The sequence below is a fragment of the Sphingomonas sp. GW821-FHT10C01 genome, from assembly GCF_059415525.1.
This window is the reverse complement of sequence record NZ_JBWKNK010000001.1, coordinates 1,341,174-1,359,197: the sequence shown is the minus strand read 5'-3', so window position 1 is coordinate 1,359,197 and position 18,024 is coordinate 1,341,174. Positions and strand designations below refer to the sequence as shown.

The 18,024-nt window shown below is 67.6% G+C and carries 18 protein-coding genes and 1 tRNA gene; 5 read left to right on the top strand and 14 right to left on the bottom strand.

The window, feature by feature from the left end; all coding sequences use genetic code 11:
* Window positions 1-2: 2 nt before the first annotated feature.
* A complete protein-coding gene (locus AC07M1_RS06680; RefSeq protein WP_495161775.1) occupies window positions 3-1,145 on the bottom strand; it encodes an acyl-CoA dehydrogenase family protein in 1,143 nt (380 codons plus the stop codon).
* 82 nt (window positions 1,146-1,227) lie between these two features.
* Between AC07M1_RS06680 and AC07M1_RS06675 the strand changes: the two genes are divergently transcribed.
* Window positions 1,228-1,425 carry a hypothetical protein gene (locus AC07M1_RS06675; protein WP_495161774.1) on the top strand — a complete coding sequence of 66 codons (198 nt, stop codon included), beginning with the start codon at window positions 1,228-1,230 and terminating at the stop codon, window positions 1,423-1,425.
* Window positions 1,426-1,433: 8 nt separating this feature from the next.
* On the opposite strand, the gene AC07M1_RS06670 is transcribed toward AC07M1_RS06675, so the two are convergent.
* The 3 genes from AC07M1_RS06670 to AC07M1_RS06660 form a co-directional block, all read right to left on the bottom strand.
* The gene (locus AC07M1_RS06670) at window positions 1,434-2,360 is read right to left on the bottom strand and encodes a polysaccharide deacetylase family protein (protein ID WP_495161773.1); all 927 of its coding nucleotides are present in this window, start codon (window positions 2,358-2,360) and stop codon (window positions 1,434-1,436) included.
* A gap of 115 nt (window positions 2,361-2,475) precedes the next feature.
* Window positions 2,476-3,024 carry an HdeD family acid-resistance protein gene (locus tag AC07M1_RS06665; RefSeq protein WP_495161772.1) on the bottom strand — a complete coding sequence of 183 codons (549 nt, stop codon included), beginning with the start codon at window positions 3,022-3,024 and terminating at the stop codon, window positions 2,476-2,478.
* 95 nt (window positions 3,025-3,119) lie between these two features.
* On the bottom strand, window positions 3,120-4,631 hold the full coding sequence (locus tag AC07M1_RS06660; protein ID WP_495161771.1) for a CoA-acylating methylmalonate-semialdehyde dehydrogenase: 1,512 nt from the start codon (window positions 4,629-4,631) through the stop codon (window positions 3,120-3,122).
* Between the two features lie 92 nt (window positions 4,632-4,723).
* Between AC07M1_RS06660 and AC07M1_RS06655 the strand changes: the two genes are divergently transcribed.
* Both AC07M1_RS06655 and AC07M1_RS06650 read left to right on the top strand, forming a co-directional pair.
* On the top strand, window positions 4,724-5,602 hold the full coding sequence (locus AC07M1_RS06655) for a LysR family transcriptional regulator (RefSeq protein ID WP_495161770.1): 879 nt from the start codon (window positions 4,724-4,726) through the stop codon (window positions 5,600-5,602).
* Window positions 5,603-5,692: 90 nt separating this feature from the next.
* Window positions 5,693-7,018, top strand: a complete 1,326-nt coding sequence (locus AC07M1_RS06650; protein ID WP_495161769.1) for a methyl-accepting chemotaxis protein — start codon at window positions 5,693-5,695, stop codon at window positions 7,016-7,018.
* A 171-nt stretch (window positions 7,019-7,189) separates the two neighbouring features.
* On the opposite strand, the gene AC07M1_RS06645 is transcribed toward AC07M1_RS06650, so the two are convergent.
* From AC07M1_RS06645 to AC07M1_RS06630, 4 genes are read right to left on the bottom strand one after another with little or no spacing between them, the layout of a single operon-like run.
* Window positions 7,190-8,437, bottom strand: coding sequence for an adenosylmethionine--8-amino-7-oxononanoate transaminase (locus AC07M1_RS06645; protein WP_495161768.1), 1,248 nt, complete (start codon window positions 8,435-8,437; stop codon window positions 7,190-7,192).
* Window positions 8,434-9,033 (bottom strand): dethiobiotin synthase, encoded by a 600-nt coding sequence (gene bioD, locus AC07M1_RS06640; RefSeq protein ID WP_495161767.1) that lies wholly within the window; start codon window positions 9,031-9,033, stop codon window positions 8,434-8,436. Before bioD ends, AC07M1_RS06645 begins: the two co-directional genes overlap by 4 nt.
* Window positions 9,030-10,139 carry an 8-amino-7-oxononanoate synthase gene (locus AC07M1_RS06635; protein ID WP_495161766.1) on the bottom strand — a complete coding sequence of 370 codons (1,110 nt, stop codon included), beginning with the start codon at window positions 10,137-10,139 and terminating at the stop codon, window positions 9,030-9,032. The genes bioD and AC07M1_RS06635 overlap by 4 nt, the downstream gene beginning before the upstream one ends.
* A complete protein-coding gene (locus AC07M1_RS06630; RefSeq protein ID WP_495161765.1) occupies window positions 10,136-10,972 on the bottom strand; it encodes an HpcH/HpaI aldolase/citrate lyase family protein in 837 nt (278 codons plus the stop codon). The genes AC07M1_RS06635 and AC07M1_RS06630 overlap by 4 nt, the downstream gene beginning before the upstream one ends.
* 101 nt (window positions 10,973-11,073) lie before the next feature.
* Here AC07M1_RS06630 and AC07M1_RS06625 point away from each other — a divergent pair.
* Together AC07M1_RS06625 and AC07M1_RS06620 are read left to right on the top strand one after the other, a co-directional pair.
* Window positions 11,074-11,147: transfer RNA gene (locus tag AC07M1_RS06625), tRNA-Gly, on the top strand.
* Between the two features lie 34 nt (window positions 11,148-11,181).
* Window positions 11,182-12,474 carry a serine hydrolase domain-containing protein gene (locus AC07M1_RS06620; RefSeq protein ID WP_495161764.1) on the top strand — a complete coding sequence of 431 codons (1,293 nt, stop codon included), beginning with the start codon at window positions 11,182-11,184 and terminating at the stop codon, window positions 12,472-12,474.
* Here AC07M1_RS06620 and AC07M1_RS06615 read toward each other — a convergent pair.
* Genes AC07M1_RS06615 through glmU form a run of 6 tightly spaced genes read right to left on the bottom strand, consistent with a single transcriptional unit; the run spans window position 12,461 to window position 18,014 of the window.
* Complete coding sequence (locus AC07M1_RS06615; protein ID WP_495161763.1) at window positions 12,461-13,066, bottom strand: ATP-binding cassette domain-containing protein; 606 nt, start codon at window positions 13,064-13,066, stop codon at window positions 12,461-12,463. The two genes, AC07M1_RS06620 and AC07M1_RS06615, sit on opposite strands and share 14 nt — an antisense overlap.
* Window positions 13,056-13,745: a molybdate ABC transporter permease subunit gene (gene modB, locus AC07M1_RS06610; RefSeq protein ID WP_495161762.1), complete on the bottom strand. Its 690-nt coding sequence runs from the start codon at window positions 13,743-13,745 to the stop codon at window positions 13,056-13,058. The genes AC07M1_RS06615 and modB overlap by 11 nt, the downstream gene beginning before the upstream one ends.
* Window positions 13,745-14,479, bottom strand: coding sequence for a molybdate ABC transporter substrate-binding protein (gene modA, locus AC07M1_RS06605; protein ID WP_495162824.1), 735 nt, complete (start codon window positions 14,477-14,479; stop codon window positions 13,745-13,747). Before modA ends, modB begins: the two co-directional genes overlap by 1 nt.
* Window positions 14,480-14,505: 26 nt before the next feature.
* Entirely contained in the window at window positions 14,506-16,329 is a 1,824-nt protein-coding gene (glmS, locus tag AC07M1_RS06600) for a glutamine--fructose-6-phosphate transaminase (isomerizing) (RefSeq protein WP_495161761.1), read from the bottom strand.
* A 21-nt stretch (window positions 16,330-16,350) separates the two neighbouring features.
* Entirely contained in the window at window positions 16,351-16,662 is a 312-nt protein-coding gene (locus AC07M1_RS06595; protein ID WP_495161760.1) for a hypothetical protein, read from the bottom strand.
* On the bottom strand, window positions 16,659-18,014 hold the full coding sequence (glmU, locus tag AC07M1_RS06590; RefSeq protein WP_495161759.1) for a bifunctional UDP-N-acetylglucosamine diphosphorylase/glucosamine-1-phosphate N-acetyltransferase GlmU: 1,356 nt from the start codon (window positions 18,012-18,014) through the stop codon (window positions 16,659-16,661). Before glmU ends, AC07M1_RS06595 begins: the two co-directional genes overlap by 4 nt.
* Between the last annotated feature and the right edge of the window lie 10 nt (window positions 18,015-18,024).

Genomic DNA, 18,024 nt, shown 5'->3' with positions numbered 1-18,024 from the left:
CGTCACTGTCGTGTCAGTTCGCGGCCGACGATCATCCGCATCACCTGATTGGTGCCCTCGAGGATCGAATGGACGCGCAGGTCGCGCCAGAAGCGCTCGATCGGATAGTCCATGAGGTAGCCATAGCCACCATGGAGCTGGAGCGCGCGGTCGACCACCGACGAGCCGGTGTCGGTCGCGAAGCGCTTGGCCATCGCCGCGAACTTGGTCTTGTCGGGCGCGTTCGACGTCACCTTCGCCGCGGCGAGGTAGAGCAGCGCGCGCGCCGCCTCGAGCTCGGTCGCCATGTCGGCAAGGGTGAACTGGGTGTTCTGGAAGTCCGCGATCGCCGAGCCGAACTGCTTGCGGTCCTTGGTGTATTGAACCGCCTCGTCCAGGCAGCGTTGCGCCCCGCCCAGCGAGCAGGCGCCGATGTTGAGCCGGCCGCCGTCGAGGCCCATCATCGCGATGCGGAAGCCCTCACCCTCGCCGCCGATCAGATTCTCGGCGGGCACGCGGACATTGTCGAACGTCACCTGGCGCGTCGGCTGAGCGTGCCAGCCGAGCTTGCGCTCGTTCGCGCCGAAGCTGACGCCGGGCATGTCCTTTTCGATCGCGAGGCACGAAATGCCCTTGGGACCATCGGCGCCGGTGCGGACCATGGTGACGTAGAGCTCATTCTCGCCCGCGCCGGAGATGAACTGCTTCGAGCCGTTGACGATGAAGTGGTCACCGTCACGCTTGGCCGTGGTCTTGAGCGCGGCGGCGTCGGAGCCCGAGGACGGTTCGGTCAGGCAATAGCTCGCCAGCCAGTCGGCGGTGACCAGCTGGGGCAGATATTTGTCCTTCACCGCCTGCGACCCGAAACGGTCGATCATCCAGCTCGCCATGTTGTGGATCGAGATGAACGCGCTGGTCGCGGGACAGCCATAGGCCATCGCCTCCATGATCAGCGCGGATTCGAGCCGGCCGAGACCGATCCCGCCGCTTTCCTCCGACACGTAGATCGCGCCGAAGCCGAGTTCGGCGGCGGCCTTCACCGTTTCGCGCGGGAAGATGTGCTTCTCATCCCATTCGGCGGCATGCGGGGTAATCGCATCGGCGGTGAACTTACGTGCCATCTCCTGGATCGCGCGCTGGTCTTCGTTGAGATCGAACTGGTCCATCATCCCCTCTTTATCATTCGCCGATTGAACGCCGCCCAAGTCCGTGCGATCCGATGCCGCACAGATCGGGGAAGTTCACCGCATGAAACTTCGTCTTTTGCTCGTTGCGCCGCTGCTTGCGACCGGCGCCTGCACCACGCCCGACGCGCTCAACAGCCTTGCCGTCGGCATCTGCCAGAAACAGGAAGGCTGCCACGTCCGCGACCAAGGGCCGCGCCACGGCTCGCAACAGCAGCGCGCGGTCGAGGACGTGATCGAGGGCCGTCAGGAGCCGATGTAGCGGGGCGCTCATTCCGCCTCGCCCAGTACGCGCCGGCGGAACAGCGGACCCATCAGATCAAGGTCGTTGCGCGCATACCAGCGCGGCGCGGGCAGACCCTTTTGCCAGGCCAGCGCCTCGGTCAGCGTGCCTTGCGCCACGGGAGCGTCGGGCACCAGCTCACCGAGCGGATCGGCATAGGCGGCGTCGGCGGTCACGATCTCCCAGCCCTTGGCCCGCAGCGCCGCGACGAGTTCGTCGACGAACATCGCCGCGACGTCATTCTCGTGCAGCAGCAGCATCTGAACGGGCTGGCGGCCAACGGTCTTCACCATCAGCCCGTCGTAGAATTCGGCGGCCTCGACATGGCTTTCGACATAGAGGTCGCGCAGCGCGTCCAGATCGACGCGCTTGCCGGCCTTCTTCGCCGCCACTGCCTGATCGTCGATATACCAGTCGACGGACTCGGCGGTGACATAACCGTTGGACAGGCCCCGCGTCTTCAGCCCCGCGCGCACGGCGTCGCGCTTGGCCTTGTCCTTGCCGCCCTCATCCAGATACGGAAAGCGGAACCAGGGGCGATAGCCGGGGCGACCCTTCAGCCATGCCTGAGCCTGATCGATATCGGCGAGATAGGCCTCGGCGGTCATGCCGCTCAGGCGTTGATGCGCGAAGCTGTGGTTGGCGATGACATGGCCGGCGGCGACATAGGCCGCGATGTTCGCCGCGCCGTCGCCGACGCCCGGCTTGTCCAGATTGCCGACGGTGACGAAGAAGGCGGCCTGCCTGACCTTGGCCTTGCGCAGCGACTGGACCAGCATCTTCGCGCGTGCGTCGGGCGTCATGAAGGCGCCGGCGTGGCGGGGCGCGTCGTCGAAGCTGATCGCGATCCGCTTTTGCGCGGCGGCGGGTGCCGCCATCGCCAGACACGCCACCAGAGCCGCAAACCAACGCATCAGCCTCTCCCCCGTTTTCATGAAACGGCGAAAGTCATAGCACGGCGCACCGCCCGCCCGTCACCTGTGCTTTCGCGCAGGGAACGGCGGGACGGTTGCGGTCCGCGATGGAACGTCAGGGGGCCGGTTCGGTCACCGCCTCGAATGCCGATTTCACGGCCTTTCCGGCGAGATAGAGCATGATCAGCGCCACCCCGTTGAAGATCAGCTCGATCCCCAGCAACGTGCCCAGCAGGACCGCGGCGGAGCCGGGATAGGTCGCGAAGATGTAGACGCCGAGGCCGATCGCGATCAGGCCGGTCAGCAGCAGTGGCCAGAACAGCCCGGTGCCCCGCACCTGAACCGCGAAGATCACGCGGAACAGCCCGGATGCGGTGAACAGGATCGCGGCGGCGAGCGTGAGCGACAGGGTTCCGGCAAGCGGATTGGCCAGGATCGCGATGCCGAGCAAGGTCACGACGAGCGCCCAGAGGATGGCCCAGATCTTCGCGCCGGTCCCCGTTTCCGAGAAGGCCGAGATGAGATGGACGATCCCGCTGAACAGGAAAATCCATCCGGCCAGGAAGACCGCCGTCAGCGTCGCGCCGAACGGATTGAACAGCGCAAAGATGCCGCCGACCAGCGAAACGATGCCGGCGATGATCCAGAGTGCAGAAGCTTTCATGACTTGCCACCCTTTTCCCGCGATGGCCCCCCGGCCGCCGCGACCATAGGTCAGCGGCGGTCGGAGGAACAGCGCATTCCGGGTAGCAGGGCATGTCAGCCCATCGTCGGGATGACGAACGCGTTGCCGCCGTCGGGCGAACCGTCCGGCCAGCGCTGGGTGATCGTCTTCACCTTGGTGAAGAACTTGATGCCTTCCATGCCGTGCTGGTTGGTGTCGCCGAACGCCGAGCGCTTCCAGCCGCCGAAGGTGTGATAGGCGACCGGCACCGGGATCGGCACGTTGATGCCGACCATGCCGACATTGACGCGCGCGGCGAACTCGCGCGCGGCATGGCCGTTGCGCGTGAAGATCGCGACGCCGTTGCCGTACTGGTGATCGCTCGGCAGGCGCAGCGCCTCCTCGAAGCTGTCGGCGCGGACCATCTGGAGGACCGGGCCGAAGATCTCTTCCTGATAGCTCCGCATCTGCGGGGTCACGCGATCGAACAGGCTTGGGCCGATGAAGAAGCCCTGCTCATGCCCCTGAAGGCTGAAGCCGCGGCCGTCGACGACCAGCTCGGCACCCTCGTCGACGCCCATCTGGATGTAGCTTTCGATCTTGGCGCGGTGGGCGGCGGTGACGACCGGGCCGTAATGCGCCTCGGCATCGGTCGAGACGCCGACGCGCAGCGCCTCGATCGCCGGGAGCAGCTTGGCGCGAAGCGCTTCTGCGGTCTTGTCGCCGACCGGCACCACGACCGGGAGCGCCATGCAACGCTCGCCCGCCGAACCGAAGGCGGCACCGGCGAGGTCGTTGACGACCTGATCGAGATCGGCGTCGGGCATGACGATGCCGTGGTTCTTGGCGCCGCCCATCGCCTGGACGCGCTTTCCGGCCTCGACGCCGCGGCGATAGACATAATGCGCGATGTCGGACGAGCCGACGAAGCTCACTGCCTTGATCTCGGGATGGTCGAGGATCGCGTCGACCATCTCCTTGTCGCCCTGCACGACCTGGAGCACGCCTTCGGGCAAGCCGGCTTCGAGCATCAGTTCGGCGAGGCGCACCGGGACGCTGGGATCGCGCTCGCTGGGCTTGAGGATGAAGGCGTTGCCGCAGGCGATGGCGACGCCGAACATCCACATCGGGATCATCGCCGGGAAGTTGAACGGGGTAATGCCCGCGACCACGCCGAGCGGCTGGCGCATCGAATAGACGTCGATCCCCGGACCCGCGCCCTGGGTATATTCGCCCTTGAGCACATGCGGGATACCACAGGCGAACTCGATCACTTCGAGCCCGCGCTGGATATCGCCCTTCGAATCCGCGATGACCTTGCCATGTTCGGAGCTGAGCAGATGCGCCAGCTCGTCCATGTTCTTTTCGATCAGCGCCTTGAAGTTGAACATGACGCGGGCGCGGCGCTGCGGGTTGGTCGCCGCCCAGCCCGGCTGGGCCTTGAGCGCGTTCGCCATCGCGGCGTCGAGATCGGCCTGCGCACCCAAGGTTACCTGCGCCTGGATCGCGCCGGTATTGGGATCGAACACGTCGGAGCGGCGCGTGCCGGTCCCGGCCGTCGCCGCATTGCCGATAAAGTGCGAAATCTCGCGGACCGCCGTCGCCATTTCAGACTCTCCTTTGGCAAAGGGTGATGCACCCGCGCCCACCGCGCGAGCAACCCATCGACATGCAGGCGCAAGCTGCATATTTGCAGGCAATGGACTGGAGCGATCTCCCCATCTTCCTTGCGATCGCCCGTACGGGGCAGCTCGCCAAGGCCGCGCAAGCGTTGGAGATCGACGCCACGACGGCGGGGCGGCGCTTGCGTCGGTTGGAGAAAGCGCTGGGCGAGCGCCTGTTCGAGCAAGGGCAGGATGGCCAGTCGCTGACCCCGGCCGGCGAGCGGTTGCTCACCCACGCCCGCGCGATGGAGCGTGCCGCCGCCGCGATCGGCAGCCGCGACCCGGGCGGCGCGGTGCGCGGGACGATCCGGGCGAGCGTGTCCGAGGGGTTCGGCACCTGGTTCGTCAGCCGGTACCTCGGCGAGCTGGCCGACGCGCATCCGGGGCTGGCGGTCGATCTGATCGCGACCAGCGGCTTCCTCAACCCGACACGGCGCGAGACCGATGTCGCGGTGCTGCTCGCCCGCCCGCGCCGCGGGCCGCTGCTGACGCGCAAGCTCGCCGATTATGGCCTACGGCTCTATGCATCGAACGAGTATCTCGCCCGCAGCGCGCCGCTAACCACGCCCGAGCAGCTGCGCGACCATCGCCTGATCGGCTATGTCCCCGACATCCTTTATGCGCCCGAGTTGCGCTATCTGGACGAGGTGCCGGGCGCGCCCGAGCCGCAGCTGCGATCGTCGAGCATCAACGCGCAATACCGGATGACGACGGCGGGTGCCGGCGTCGCGGTGCTGCCCTGCTTCATCGGCGACGCGGACCGCAAGCTGACCCGCGTGCTGCCCGACATCCGCATTCGCCGCAGCTTCTGGATGGTGACCCATGAGGAGACGCGGCACTTCCCGCATGTCGCGGCCTTTGCCGACTGGTTGACCGCGCTGGCGGGACGTCATCGGGCCCAGTTGGAAGGTTAACCGCAAAAAGGCGCGAAAAACCGCCATTTGTCTTCAAACTGTCACGCCCGGATAACATCGCATTTACCGCGTCGCCCCTAGTTGGACGGCATGTTCTGTTCGCCCGCCGACTTCGCCGATCTGCGCCAGCCCGCCACCGCGCGCAGCTGGCTGACCCCGATCGAGCGCGACCCGCCCTTCCTGCGCCAGACCGATACGCTGTTCGCCGCGATCGACCTGTTCCAGGCCAATATGGAGCTGCGGCTGCTGCCGGTGGTGGACAGCGGACATCATATCGTTGGCGCGGTGTTCGAAAAGGATGTGCGGCGCCTGCTGCTCAACCCGTTCGGTCATGCGCTGATGCGCAACCCGGCCTATGGCAACGGCCTGGCGGCGCATATCCGCGCCTGCCCGACGGCCGAAGTCGACCAGGACCCGGGCGCGCTTGTGGAAGCCTATCGCGAGGCCAATGGCGCCGAGGGGATGATCGTCACCCACCACGGGCGGTTGTTCGCGGTGGTCGCCAATCGCCGTCTTGTTCGCCTGACCTCCGACCGCGAGCTCGACGCGGCCAATGCGCGGATCGAGCGGGCGCAGCGGATCGAGAGCGCCGCCGTGCGGTTCGAGCGGCAGGTCGCGGGCCTCACCCGCGCGCTGACCGATCTCGCACGCTTCATCTCAGCCAATGCCAAGGAGACCGAGGGCCGCGCGGGAGACACCGGCGACCGTGCCGCCGCGGTTGCCGCCGCCGCCGGGCAGACCAGCGCGTCGATGCGCGACATCGCCGATCGGGGACGGCTGCTCGCGGGCGCCTTCGCCGCGATCAACGGCGACGCGCTGCGCGCCAAGGCCGCCGCATCCGACGCGGTCGCGCTGGTAAGCGCGGGCAGCGCGCGGATGGATGGGCTGATGCATTCCGCCCAGTCGATCGACGCGGTGATCGGCCTGATCGGCGAGATCGCGAAACAGGTGAACCTGCTCGCGCTCAACGCGACGATCGAGGCGGCGCGCGCGGGCGAAGCGGGACGCGGCTTCACCGTCGTCGCCAATGAAGTGAAGATCCTGGCGACCCAGGCCGGGGTCGCCGCCAAGCGCATCACCGCGCATGTCGAGGAGATTCGCGGCGGGATCGTCCATGTCGCCGACGGTCATGCCCAGGTCGAGGCGTCGATCGCCGCGATGGCACGCCTGTCCGACACGGTCGAGGACGCGGTCGGCACCCAGCGCGAGACCACCCGGCTGATCGCGCTCACCGTCGAAGAGGCGGTTGCCGCCGGCACGCAGATCCATGACGATGTCGCGGCGATCGGCGCGACCGCACGATCGGCATCGAGCAGCGCGGGCGAGATGGGCGGCCTGGCCGGCCGCATCCGCGCCGAGGCGGATGCGCTGGGAAATACCGTCAATGCGTTCCTGGCGGAGTTGCGCGCGGCTTAGATTTGGGGATTCGAGCTCCGGAGACCGTCATTCCCGCGCAGGCGGGAATCCATTGCCGCCGAAGTCGAGGCTAGATTCGATCGGTCAGCCAGAATGGATCCCCGCCTGCGCGGGGATGACGACGATAGAATGCGACGCTGACTATGGTTGAAGGTATCGTCGAGCCGCGGCCTAAGCCTCCAGCGCCTCGCCGATCACCGTGTAGACCCGCGCGAGATCCTCGTCCGAGATGCAGTAGGGCGGCATGATGTAGAGAGTGTTGCCGAGCGGGCGCAGCAGCACGTTGCGGTCCCGGAAGAAGCTCATCAGCCGCGGTCCGACGACGGAGAGATAGGCCCCTTCCGGCGCTTCGACCTCCATCGCGACGATGGTGCCCAATTGCCTGAGGTTGTTGACCTTCCCCGACAGCGCCCGGCTGTAGCCGCGCTGGCGGTGCGCGAGATGCGCGATCCGCTCGAGCACCGGCTCCTCGCGCCAGAGGGCGAGGTTGGCGGCGGCGGCGGCGCAGGCGATCGGGTTGGCGGTGTAGCTCGACGAATGGAAGAACATCTTCGCCCGGTCCTTCGAGCGGTGCGATTCGAAGATTTCCGGCGTCGCCATCGTCACCGCGAGCGGCAGCGATCCGCCGGTCAGCCCCTTGGACAGGCACAGCAGGTCGGGGACCACCGACGCCTGCTCGCACGCCAGCAAGGTGCCGGTGCGGCCCCAGCCGGTCATCACCTCATCCGCGATGAACAGCACACCATGCGCCGCGCAGATCTCCCGCATCGCGCGCAGCACGCCGGGCGCGTACATCTTCATGCCCCCGGCGCCGAGCACCAGCGGCTCGACGATCATCGCGGCGGGCGGCGGCGACTGGGCGCAGAGCTGTTCGAGCGCGTCGAGCGCGCGATATTCGTTGGCGCCCTCCGGAAACGGGATCGTGTCGACGTCGAACAACAGCGGCGCATAGCTCTTGTTGAACACGCCGCGCGCGCCGACCGACATGCCGCCGATCGTGTCGCCATGATAGCTGCCCTGCATCACCACGATGCGATGTCGCGGCTCACCGCGATTGGCGAAATGGCCGAGCGCCATCTTGATCGCCACCTCGACGCTGGTCGAGCCGCTGTCCGAGAAGAAGACATGGTCGAGCGGGCGCGGCATCATCGCCACGAGATCGCGCGCCACCGTCTCGGCCGGCTCGTGGGTCCAGCCGGCGAAGATCAATTGGTCGAGCTTTTCCGCCTGCTCGCGGATCGCCGCGACGATGCGCGGATGGCAATGGCCGTGCGTCGTCACCCACCAGGAGGAGATCGCGTCGATCACGCGCCGCCCATCGGCGGTGTGGAGCGCGGCTCCCTCGGCATGCGTGACCAGCGGGACCGGTTCACCCAGGCCATGCTGGGTGAAGGGATGCCAGACGGGTGATTTCTTCATGCGATTGCCGTCAGGTCGAGCGTTTCGGCAGCCACGCGCAATGTTTCCGGCGTCAGCGGATCGAGCATCGGAATGCGTCCGAGCGACCGCACCTTGCCCATCGCGCAGATCGTCGCTTCGCTGTCCGGCATCGCATCCCCCGAGAAGAGCACGCCGCCTACCCAGATTGAGCGAGTCCGCAAAGCCTCGATCGTCAGCAAAGAGTGGTTAATGGTTCCGAGCGTGGTGCGCGCGACCACCACCACCGGCAGCCCCCAGCGCGCGAATAGATCGGCATAGACCAGCTCGCGCGTCAGCGGGACCAGCGCCCCCCCTGCCCCTTCGATCACCACCCGGCCCGATGGCGGCGCGAGGCGATCGGGGTCGATGGTCACGCCATCGATCTCGGCGGCGCGGTGCGGCGAGCAGGGAGTGTTGAGCCGATAGGCCTCGGGCAGTATCTCGACGCCCGTGAGCCGCGCGACGGTCTCGCTGTCGGTCTCCTCATCCAGCCCGGCCTGGACCGGCTTCCAATAGGATGCGCCCAGCCGCAGCGCGAGCGCCGCCGAGGCCACGGTCTTGCCGATGCCGGTATCGGTTCCGGTGACGACGATCATGCGAGCGCGTCCGCCAGCCGATCGATATCGCCCTGGGTGACGTTGAGCGTCAGCGAGATACGCAGCCGCGCCGTCCCTGCGGGGACGGTCGGCGGACGGATGCCGCGTACGTCGAAGCCCTTCGCCTGAACCGCGGCGGCGCGCAGCATCGTCTCGGCGTCGCCGCCCACGATCAGCGGCAACAGCTGCGATCCGGTCGGGGTCACGCCGAGCGGTGCCAGCACGCGTTCGGCATGGGCGATCAGCCAGTGCAGCGTCTCACGTCGGGCCGGCTCGTCGACAACGATCCGCAATGCCTCGCGTACAGCCGAGGCCATCAGCGGCGAGGGCGCGGTCGAGAAGATGAAGGGGCGCGCGCGGTTGACGAGGAAGTCGATGAAGACGCGTGGACCACAGACCAGCGCGCCCTCGCAGCCCAGCGCCTTGCCGCAGGTGTGCAGGGTGATGATGTTGGGACGCCCCTCCAGCGTGGCGGCGAGGCCGCGTCCGCCGCTGCCCCAGACGCCAGTCGCATGCGCCTCATCGACGATCAGCATGGCGTCGTGCCGGGCAGCAACCTCGGCCAGCGCCGCGATCGGAGCGCGATCGCCGTCCATCGAATAAAGGCTCTCGACCGCGATCCACGGTGTGCCGGTGCCGCCCTGCCCGCGCCATGCCGCGATGGCGTCGTCGACCGCCTGCGCATCGTTATGCGCGGCCGCCACCGATGGCGCGCGCGACAGTTTGAGGCCGTCATGCACGCTGGCGTGGATCAGGGCGTCGTGGACGATCAGGTCGCCGGGCTGCGGCAAGGTCGCCAGCAACGCCACGTTGGCGGCGAAGCCGGTCGAGAAGAACAAGGCCGCCTCCGCCCCGAACATCGTGGCCGCCTCGGCCTCGAGCGCCGCGATCTCGGGATCGTTGCCGCGCAGCAGTCGCGATCCGCCCGACCCGACGGCGACCCCGCGATCCAGTGCAGCCGCTACCGCATCGCGCAACCTCTGGTCGTTCGCGAGGCCGAGATAGTCGTTCGACGCGAAGTCGATGCCGGTCCGTGGCGTCAGCGACCGATAGCGGCCCGCGGTGCGCAGCCGCTCCAGATCGCCGCGATGGAAATCCCCGCTCACGCGACGCCGGCGCGCTTCAGTAATGCCTCAGCCTGTTTGAGATGCGGCGCGTCGATCATCTTGCCGTCGAGCTGGAGCGCGCCAGCTTCGGGGTTCGCCGCGAACGCCGCGACGACGCGCTGGGCATGCGCCACGGCCTCTGCCGACGGGGTGAAGGCGGCGTTGATGATCTCGATCTGCGCGGGGTGGATCGCCATCATGCCCGTGAAACCGTCGCGCATCGCTCGCGCGCAATAGGCCTTGAGTCCATCGAGGTTGCGGAAATCGGGATAGACGGTCTCGATCGCGCGTACACCCGCGGCATGGGCGCCGAACAAGGCGAGCGCGCGAACCATCTCATAGGGCGGGGTGTAGCTTCCGTCCTTCTCACGCGAGGAGACCGCGCCGATCGCGGCGGGGAGGTCCTCCGCGCCCCAGGTGATCCCGGCAAGGCGCGGCGAACAGCCGACGTAACTGCCGAGGCCGAACACCGCCGCGGGAGTCTCGGTCGCGATCGGCAGGATGCGCGCGGCGATCCCGCCCAGCATCGCGTCGAGCGAGGCGACGTCGGTCCCGCTCTCCGCCTTGGGCAGGACGATCCCGTCAGCGCCGTGCGAAGCGCCAAGGTCGTCATGCGTCATGCCCGAATCGAGCGGATTGACCCGAACCCATAGGCTCACCTCGCCATGGGTCTCCGCCAGGAACTTCGCCACCGCCTGTCGCGCGGCGCCCTTGTTGGCCGGGGTGACCGAATCCTCAAGGTCGAGGATCAGGGCATCGGCGCCGCTGGCCAGCGCCTTTTCCATCCGGTCGGGACGGTCGCCGGGAACGAACAGCATGGAACGCAGCTTCATCGGAACTCTCCTCGCGCCGCCCCATGACGCCGGATCGTCCCAAAGTTCAAGAAGGGACTTGAACGAAACGCGGCCCACGTCATATGGCAACGCACGCCCGAGCGGGTGTAGCTCAATGGTAGAGCAGAAGCTTCCCAAGCTTACGACGAGGGTTCGATTCCCTTCACCCGCTCCAGTTTTTCGGCGACCCCGCGCAGAATGGAATGCGAATGCGCCTATTGAGTACCGGGCGACGCAAGGCATTGATCGCGCTGTCCGTGGTGACGCTGGGCGCTGGCGTCTTCGCGGCCTCTCACTTCGCCACGCTCCAATCCACACCCGCCGAACCGCCCGAAGCGACCGCCAATGGCGAGGTCCATCGGCCCGAAACCCCCGCGCGCGTCGATTACGGGAAGCTGGAGGCGCGGATCGCGCGGCTGATGCAGGAACCCGACATGGTCGGCCTCGCGGTCGGCACGGTCGAGAATGGGCAGGTTCGCTTCGTCAAAGGCTTTGGCGAGACGGTCGCGCATAGCGGCGCCGCCGTGTCGCCGGACACGGTGTTCCGCTGGGCGTCGGTGTCCAAGGGGGTCGCGTCCGCATTGGTGACCAAGCTCGCCGAAGAGGGGAAGCTGTCGCTGAATACCCCGGTGGCATCGCTCAACACGACGCTGACGTTGCCGGGCGATTCGAGCAACGTCACCATCGCCAATGTCCTGTCGCACCGCGTCGGGCTGGTCCGGAACGCCTGGGACGAGCGGCTTGAGGCCGGCGAGGACCCGAAGGCGTTGCGTGCGATGCTGGGTACCCTGCCCGTCCATTGCCCGCCGGGAACCTGCTACGGCTATCAGAATATCGCGTACGACACCGCGACCGAGATCGTCGAGGGCGCGACCGGCGAGGACTATGCCAGCCTGGCGCGCAAACGCCTGTTCGAGCCGCTGGGGATGCGCAACGCTAGTGTCGGCCGCACGGGACTGCAGACGGCGACGAGCTGGGCCCAGCCGCACCGCAAGGCCAAGGCGCTCGTCACGGTCAACGACGCCTATTACCGCGTGCCCGCCGCGGGCGGAGTCAATTCGTCGATCCGCGACCTGTTGATCTGGATGCAGGCACAGATGGGCAATGCGCCCACCGTTCTGTCACCGGCCGCGCTCGAAATGATGCACCGCGCCCGGGTCGCGACCCCGCCGCACGGACCGCGCGGGCCGATGGATCGCGCGCTGACGGATGCGTCCTACGGGTTGGGCTGGCGCAGCTTCAACTATGCCGGCCATGCGCTGGTCGGGCATCGCGGATCGGTCGACGGCTATGGCTCGCTCGTCCTGTTCGATCCGGCGGATAAAAGCGGCATCGTGATGCTGTGGAACAGCAACACGGGCAAGCCGGCACGGTTGCAGCTCGAATTCTTCGACCTGCTCTATGGCCTGCCGTTCACGGACTGGTTCGAGTTCACCGAGCCGCCGGGCGCTTCACCGACGCCTGCGACCGGCGCGACGGCGGATCGGCCTAAATCTCGATAGTCCGCTGGCCCAGACGTTCGGCTTCGGCCGCGTCATGGGTGACCATCAGGATCGGCAGGCCGGAGTCGTCGCGCAGGTGCTCGATCACCCGCATCACCTCTTCACGCCGGGCGCGGTCGAGCGACGACAGCGGCTCGTCGAGCAGCAGAAAGCGCGGTTTCGCCAGCAGTGCCCGTCCGATCGCCACGCGCCGAGCCTCTCCGCCCGAAAGCGAGCGCGGCCAGCGGTCGAGCAGATGCGCGATGTCGAACCGGCCCGCCAGATCGTCCAGTCCGGACGGATCGCCCCCCGCCCCGTAGAGCAGGTTCGCCCGCACGCTGAGATGCGGGAACAGCCGCGCATCCTGGAAGACATAGCCGGCCCGGCGCCGCTCGGGCGGAACGTCCGCGCCCGTGGCCGCGTCGAACAGCGTCTCGCCGTTGACGCGCACATGACCCGTATCCGGCTCCAGCAGCCCGGCGACCATGTCGAGGACGCTGGTCTTGCCCGCACCTGAGGGGCCGAACAAGACGGTGATCCCCTCCCCGCCCTCGATCCGGCAGGTCACATGCGCATCGCCCCGGCGCTTCTCAAGCGCGATGTCAAAGGACATGGACGCCCCGCCCCGCCCGCCGCGCGAGCAGTTCCGATGCCACCAGCGCAGCCAGCGACAGCGCGACCGAGATCAGCGCCAGCCGCAGCACCTGCGCCTCCCCGTCCGGCGTCTGGAGCGCGGCGTAGATGGCGAGCGGCAAGGTTTGCGTCTCGCCCGGCACGTTGGAGACAAAGGTAATCGTCGCCCCGAACTCACCCAGCGCGCGGGCGAAGCCCAGCACCGCCGCCGCCAGCACGCCGGGCAAGGCGAGCGGCAAGGTGATCGTGCGGAACACGCGCGCGCGTCCGGCTCCAAGTGTCCGCGCGGCATTTTCCAGCCGCCGGTCGACCGCCTCGATCGACAGGCGCATCGCGCGCACCATCAGAGGGAGCGCCATCACCCCCGCCGCGATCGCCGCGCCGGTCCAGCGGAACATCACACTGATCCCGAACCACTGCTCAAGCCATCCGCCGACCGGTCCCGCGGGCGCGAAGGCGAGCAGCAGCAGCCAGCCCGTCACCACAGGCGGCACGACGAGGGGCAGATGCACCAGCCCGTCGACCAGTATCTTCCCCGGAAAACGCGCCCGAGCGAGCAGCCAGGCGAGCGCGAAGGCGATCGGCAGCGTGACGATGGTCGCGACCAACCCGACCTTGAGCGACAGCGCGACGACCGGCCAGATGCCGCCCTCCAGCATCACCGCCGCGAGAAGCCGTAGCGGGTGAAGATCGCGTGGCCTTCGTTCGAGAGCAGGAAGCGCCGGAACCCGTCCGCCTCGGGGTGGGTCGAACTCCGCAGACGTGCGAGCGGATAGACGATCGGCGGATGGCTCGATTGCGGGAACACGCCCGCCACGCGCACCCGCGTCGAAGCCCGCGCGTCGGTGGCGTAGACGATGCCGTATGGTGCCGCTCCGCGCTCGACCAGCGCCAGCGCCGCGCGGACATTCTCCGCCCGCACCAGCTGCGGTGCGGCGGCATCCCACAATTTCAGCTTGCGCAGTGCCGCCTCGGCATAGCGGCCTGCGGGCACCGACGCCGGATCGGCTACCGCGATCCGGCCACGCAGCATCGCCGTCAGCGGACGCGGCTCGGGTGACGCCCCTGCCGAAGTCACCAGCACCAGCCGGTTGCCCAGAAACGGCGCGCGCGTCCCCGGTGCCAGCATCACCCGCTGGTCGAGATAATCCATCCATTCCTGGTCGGCCGAAACGAACAGGTCCGCGCGCGCGCCCGCCGCCGCCTGCCGCGCCAACACCGAGGATGCGGCGAAGGAGATCACCGGCCGCCGAAACCCCTTGCGCGCCCAGGCATCCGCCGCAGCGGTCATCGATTCCTGCAGGCTCGCCGCCGCCAGCACCAGCGGTCCGTCGCCGCGCTGCGCCTGAGCCGGGATCGCGACGAGGCCAAGCCCCAACGCAACCCCGATCATCCAGCGGCGCGCGACGATCATCGGGGCTATTCCACCGTCACCGACTTGGCGAGGTTGCGCGGCTGGTCGACATCGGTGCCCTTGGCCACCGCGACATGATAGGCGAGCAGCTGGACCGGCACCGCATAGACGATCGGTGCGATCAGCGGGTGGACCTTGGGCATGGTGATCGTCGCGATGCACCCCTCGCCCGCCGCCTCGATCCCGTCATAGTCGCTGATCAGCACCACCTTGCCGCCGCGCGCCTGCACTTCCTGCATGTTGCTGACGGTCTTCTCGAACAGTGGCCCGCTGGGCGCGATCACGATCACCGGCACATTCTCATCGATCAGTGCGATCGGCCCGTGCTTCATCTCGCCCGCGGCATAACCTTCGGCATGGATGTAGCTGATTTCCTTGAGCTTGAGCGCCCCTTCCAGCGCCAGCGGATAGTCGGTCCCGCGGCCCAGATAGAGCACGTCGCGCGCGCCCGCGACGACGCCCGCCATCCCCTCGATCGCCTCGTCATAGGCGAGCGCGGCGTTGAGCGCGGCCGGCGCTTCGGCCAGGTGCCGGACGATCTCCTTCTCCTCGGCCGCATCCATCCGCCCCTTCGCCTTGGCGAGGTTGGCGGCGAGCGCGGCGAGCACCGCGAGCTGGCAGGTGAACGCCTTGGTCGATGCGACGCCGATCTCCGGCCCGGCATGGGTCGGCAGCAGCAGGTCCGCCTCGCGCGCCATCGTGCTGGTCGGTACGTTGACCACCGCCGCGATCGTCTGCCCCTCCGCCTTGGCGTGACGCAGCGCGGCGAGCGTGTCGGCGGTCTCACCCGACTGGCTGATGACGATCATCAGCCCGCCATCCTCCATCACCGGCGCGCGGTAGCGGAACTCACTCGCGACATCGATGTCGACCGCGACGCGCGCGAATTGCTCGAACCAGTATTTGGCGACCATGCCGGCATAGAAGCTGGTGCCGCACGCCACGATCGTGACGCGCTTGATCGAAGACAGGTCGAAGTCGGGGATCGGCAGCGTCACCGTATCCTCAAGCCGCTGGAGATAGCCGCGCAGCGTCTGCGCCACGACGATCGGCTGCTCGTAAATCTCCTTCGCCATGAAGTGGCGATGGTTGCCCTTGTCGATCAGCTGGCCCGACGCGCCCGAATTGACGATCGGCCGCTCGACCGGATTGTTGTCGACGTCATAGACCTGAACCCCCGACCGGGTCAGCACGACCCAGTCGCCCTCTTCCAGGTACGAGATGCGCTGGGTCAGCGGCGCCAGCGCGAGCGCATCGGAACCGAGATAGGTCTCGTCGTCACCATAGCCCACCACCAGCGGCGAGCCGAGGCGCGCGCCGATCAGCATGTCGGGATGCTGGCGGAACAGGATGGCGAGCGCGAAGGCGCCGTGCAGGCGCGGCAGCACGCCCTTCACCGCCTCGACCGGATCGACGCCATTCTCGATCTGTTCGCTCACCAGGTGCGCGACGATCTCGGTGTCGGTCTCGCTCTCCAGCTTGCGGCCGCGCGCGAGCAGCTCCTCACGCAGCGGCTTGAAGTTCTCGATGATGCCGTTGTGGACCAGCGCGACCTCACCCGTGGCATGCGGGTGGGCGTTGTTGGTGGTCGGGCCGCCATGCGTCGCCCAGCGCGTATGGGCGATACCGACATGGCCGGGCAGCGGATCGGCCGCCAGCTCGCGGCCGAGATTGATCAGCTTGCCCGATGCGCGCCGGCGATCGATCGCGCCATCGACAATCGTCGCGATGCCCGCTGAGTCATAGCCGCGATATTCGAGGCGCTTGAGGCCATCGAGCAGCCGGTCGGCGACATCTTCCTTGCCCAGGATTCCGACAATTCCGCACATTTCAGTTCATCCCCAGCCGCATCAATGCGGAAAATTGGTGTCGACGAAAAACCGGGTGAACTCTTCCGGGTCCGGCTCGCGTCCATTCGCCTCGACGAAGCGGGCATGGCCGCTCTCCCAGACCTGACGGATCGCCTCGCCGATGCCTTCAGGGAACTTCATCCGCGCTACCACGATCTCGCGCCAGTCCCCTTGTTCGCCAAAGATCTCGCGGAATTTCGGCGTCATCTCGGTAAGTTGCGCATCCTGGCCCGGATCGAGATGTCCGATCGCGTCGAGCACATAGCAATCCACCAGCCGGAGGAAGGGCTTGCCTTCGTAACGGTCACTCATTTCGCTGCTTTCCTTGCCTGCATCATCGCTCGAAACCGCTTCGCCCAGCCTGGCTTGGATACCTGTTCGGGCCGGACCAGCGCCAGCGCATCAGCCTCTACATCCTTGGTCACCACCGCGCCCGCCGCGACGATCGCGCCCTCGCCGATCGCCACCGGCGCGACCAGCGCGCTGTTCGATCCGATAAAGGCGCCCGCGCCGATCCGCGTCCCGTATTTGAAGAAGCCGTCATAGTTGCAGGTGATCGTCCCGGCACCGATGTTCGCGCCCGCGCCCACCTCCGCGTCACCCAGATAGGTCAGGTGATTGGCCTTCGCACCCTTGCCCAGAACGGTCTTCTTGGTCTCGACGAAATTGCCGATCTTGACCTTCTCGCCGACAATCGTACCGGGGCGCAGCCGGGCATAGGGACCGATCTCGGCGCCGGTCGCGATGGTCGCGCCCTCGATATGGCTGAAAGCACGGATATCGACCCCGTCCGCGATCGTCACGCCGGGTCCGAACACGACATTGGGCTCGACCGTCACATCGCGGCCCAGCACCGTGTCATAGGCGAACCACACCGTCTCCGGCGCGGTCAGGGTCGCCCCGTCGGCCATCGCCCGCGCGCGGCGTGCCTGCTGCCAATCGGCCTCGACCGCAGCCAGATCGCTGCGGCTATTCACCCCGGCCACCTCGGCGGCATCGGTCTCGATTACCGTCGCCCCGCCGGCATGGGCGGTCGACAGCTCGACGATGTCGGTCAGATAATATTCGCCCGCGGCATTGTCGTTGCCCAGCCGATCCAGCAGCGCGAACAGATCGCGCGACCGCACCGCCATCAGGCCGGAATTGCACAGGGTGACCGCGCGCTCATCGGGCGAGGCGTCCTTGAATTCGACGATCTTCTCGATGCGGCCGTCGCCGTCGACGATCACCCGGCCATAGGCGGCCGGATCGGCGGGGCGGAAGCCGAGTACGACCACGCTGGGCGCGTCGGACTCGTGCAGCCGGCCGGCCATCCGTCGCATCGTCTTCTCGGTCACCAGCGGCACGTCGCCATAGAGGACCAATACATCGCCGTCGAAGCCGGTCAGTGCCTCGCGCGCCTGCATGACGGCATGGCCGGTCCCGAGCTGTTCGGCCTGGTGCGCGCTGACCGCGCCATGCGGCGCCACCGCGGCCTCGACCTGTTCGCGACGCGCGCCCACCACCACCACCGCGCGCTCGGGCGACAGCGTGGCGACCGTGTCGATCAGATGCAGCAGCATCGGCCGCCCGGCGATCGGGTGCAAAACCTTGTGAAGATCCGACTTCATCCGCGTGCCGCTGCCTGCGGCAAGGATGACGGCGGCGATGGGTGATGTGGTCATGGTCGAAATC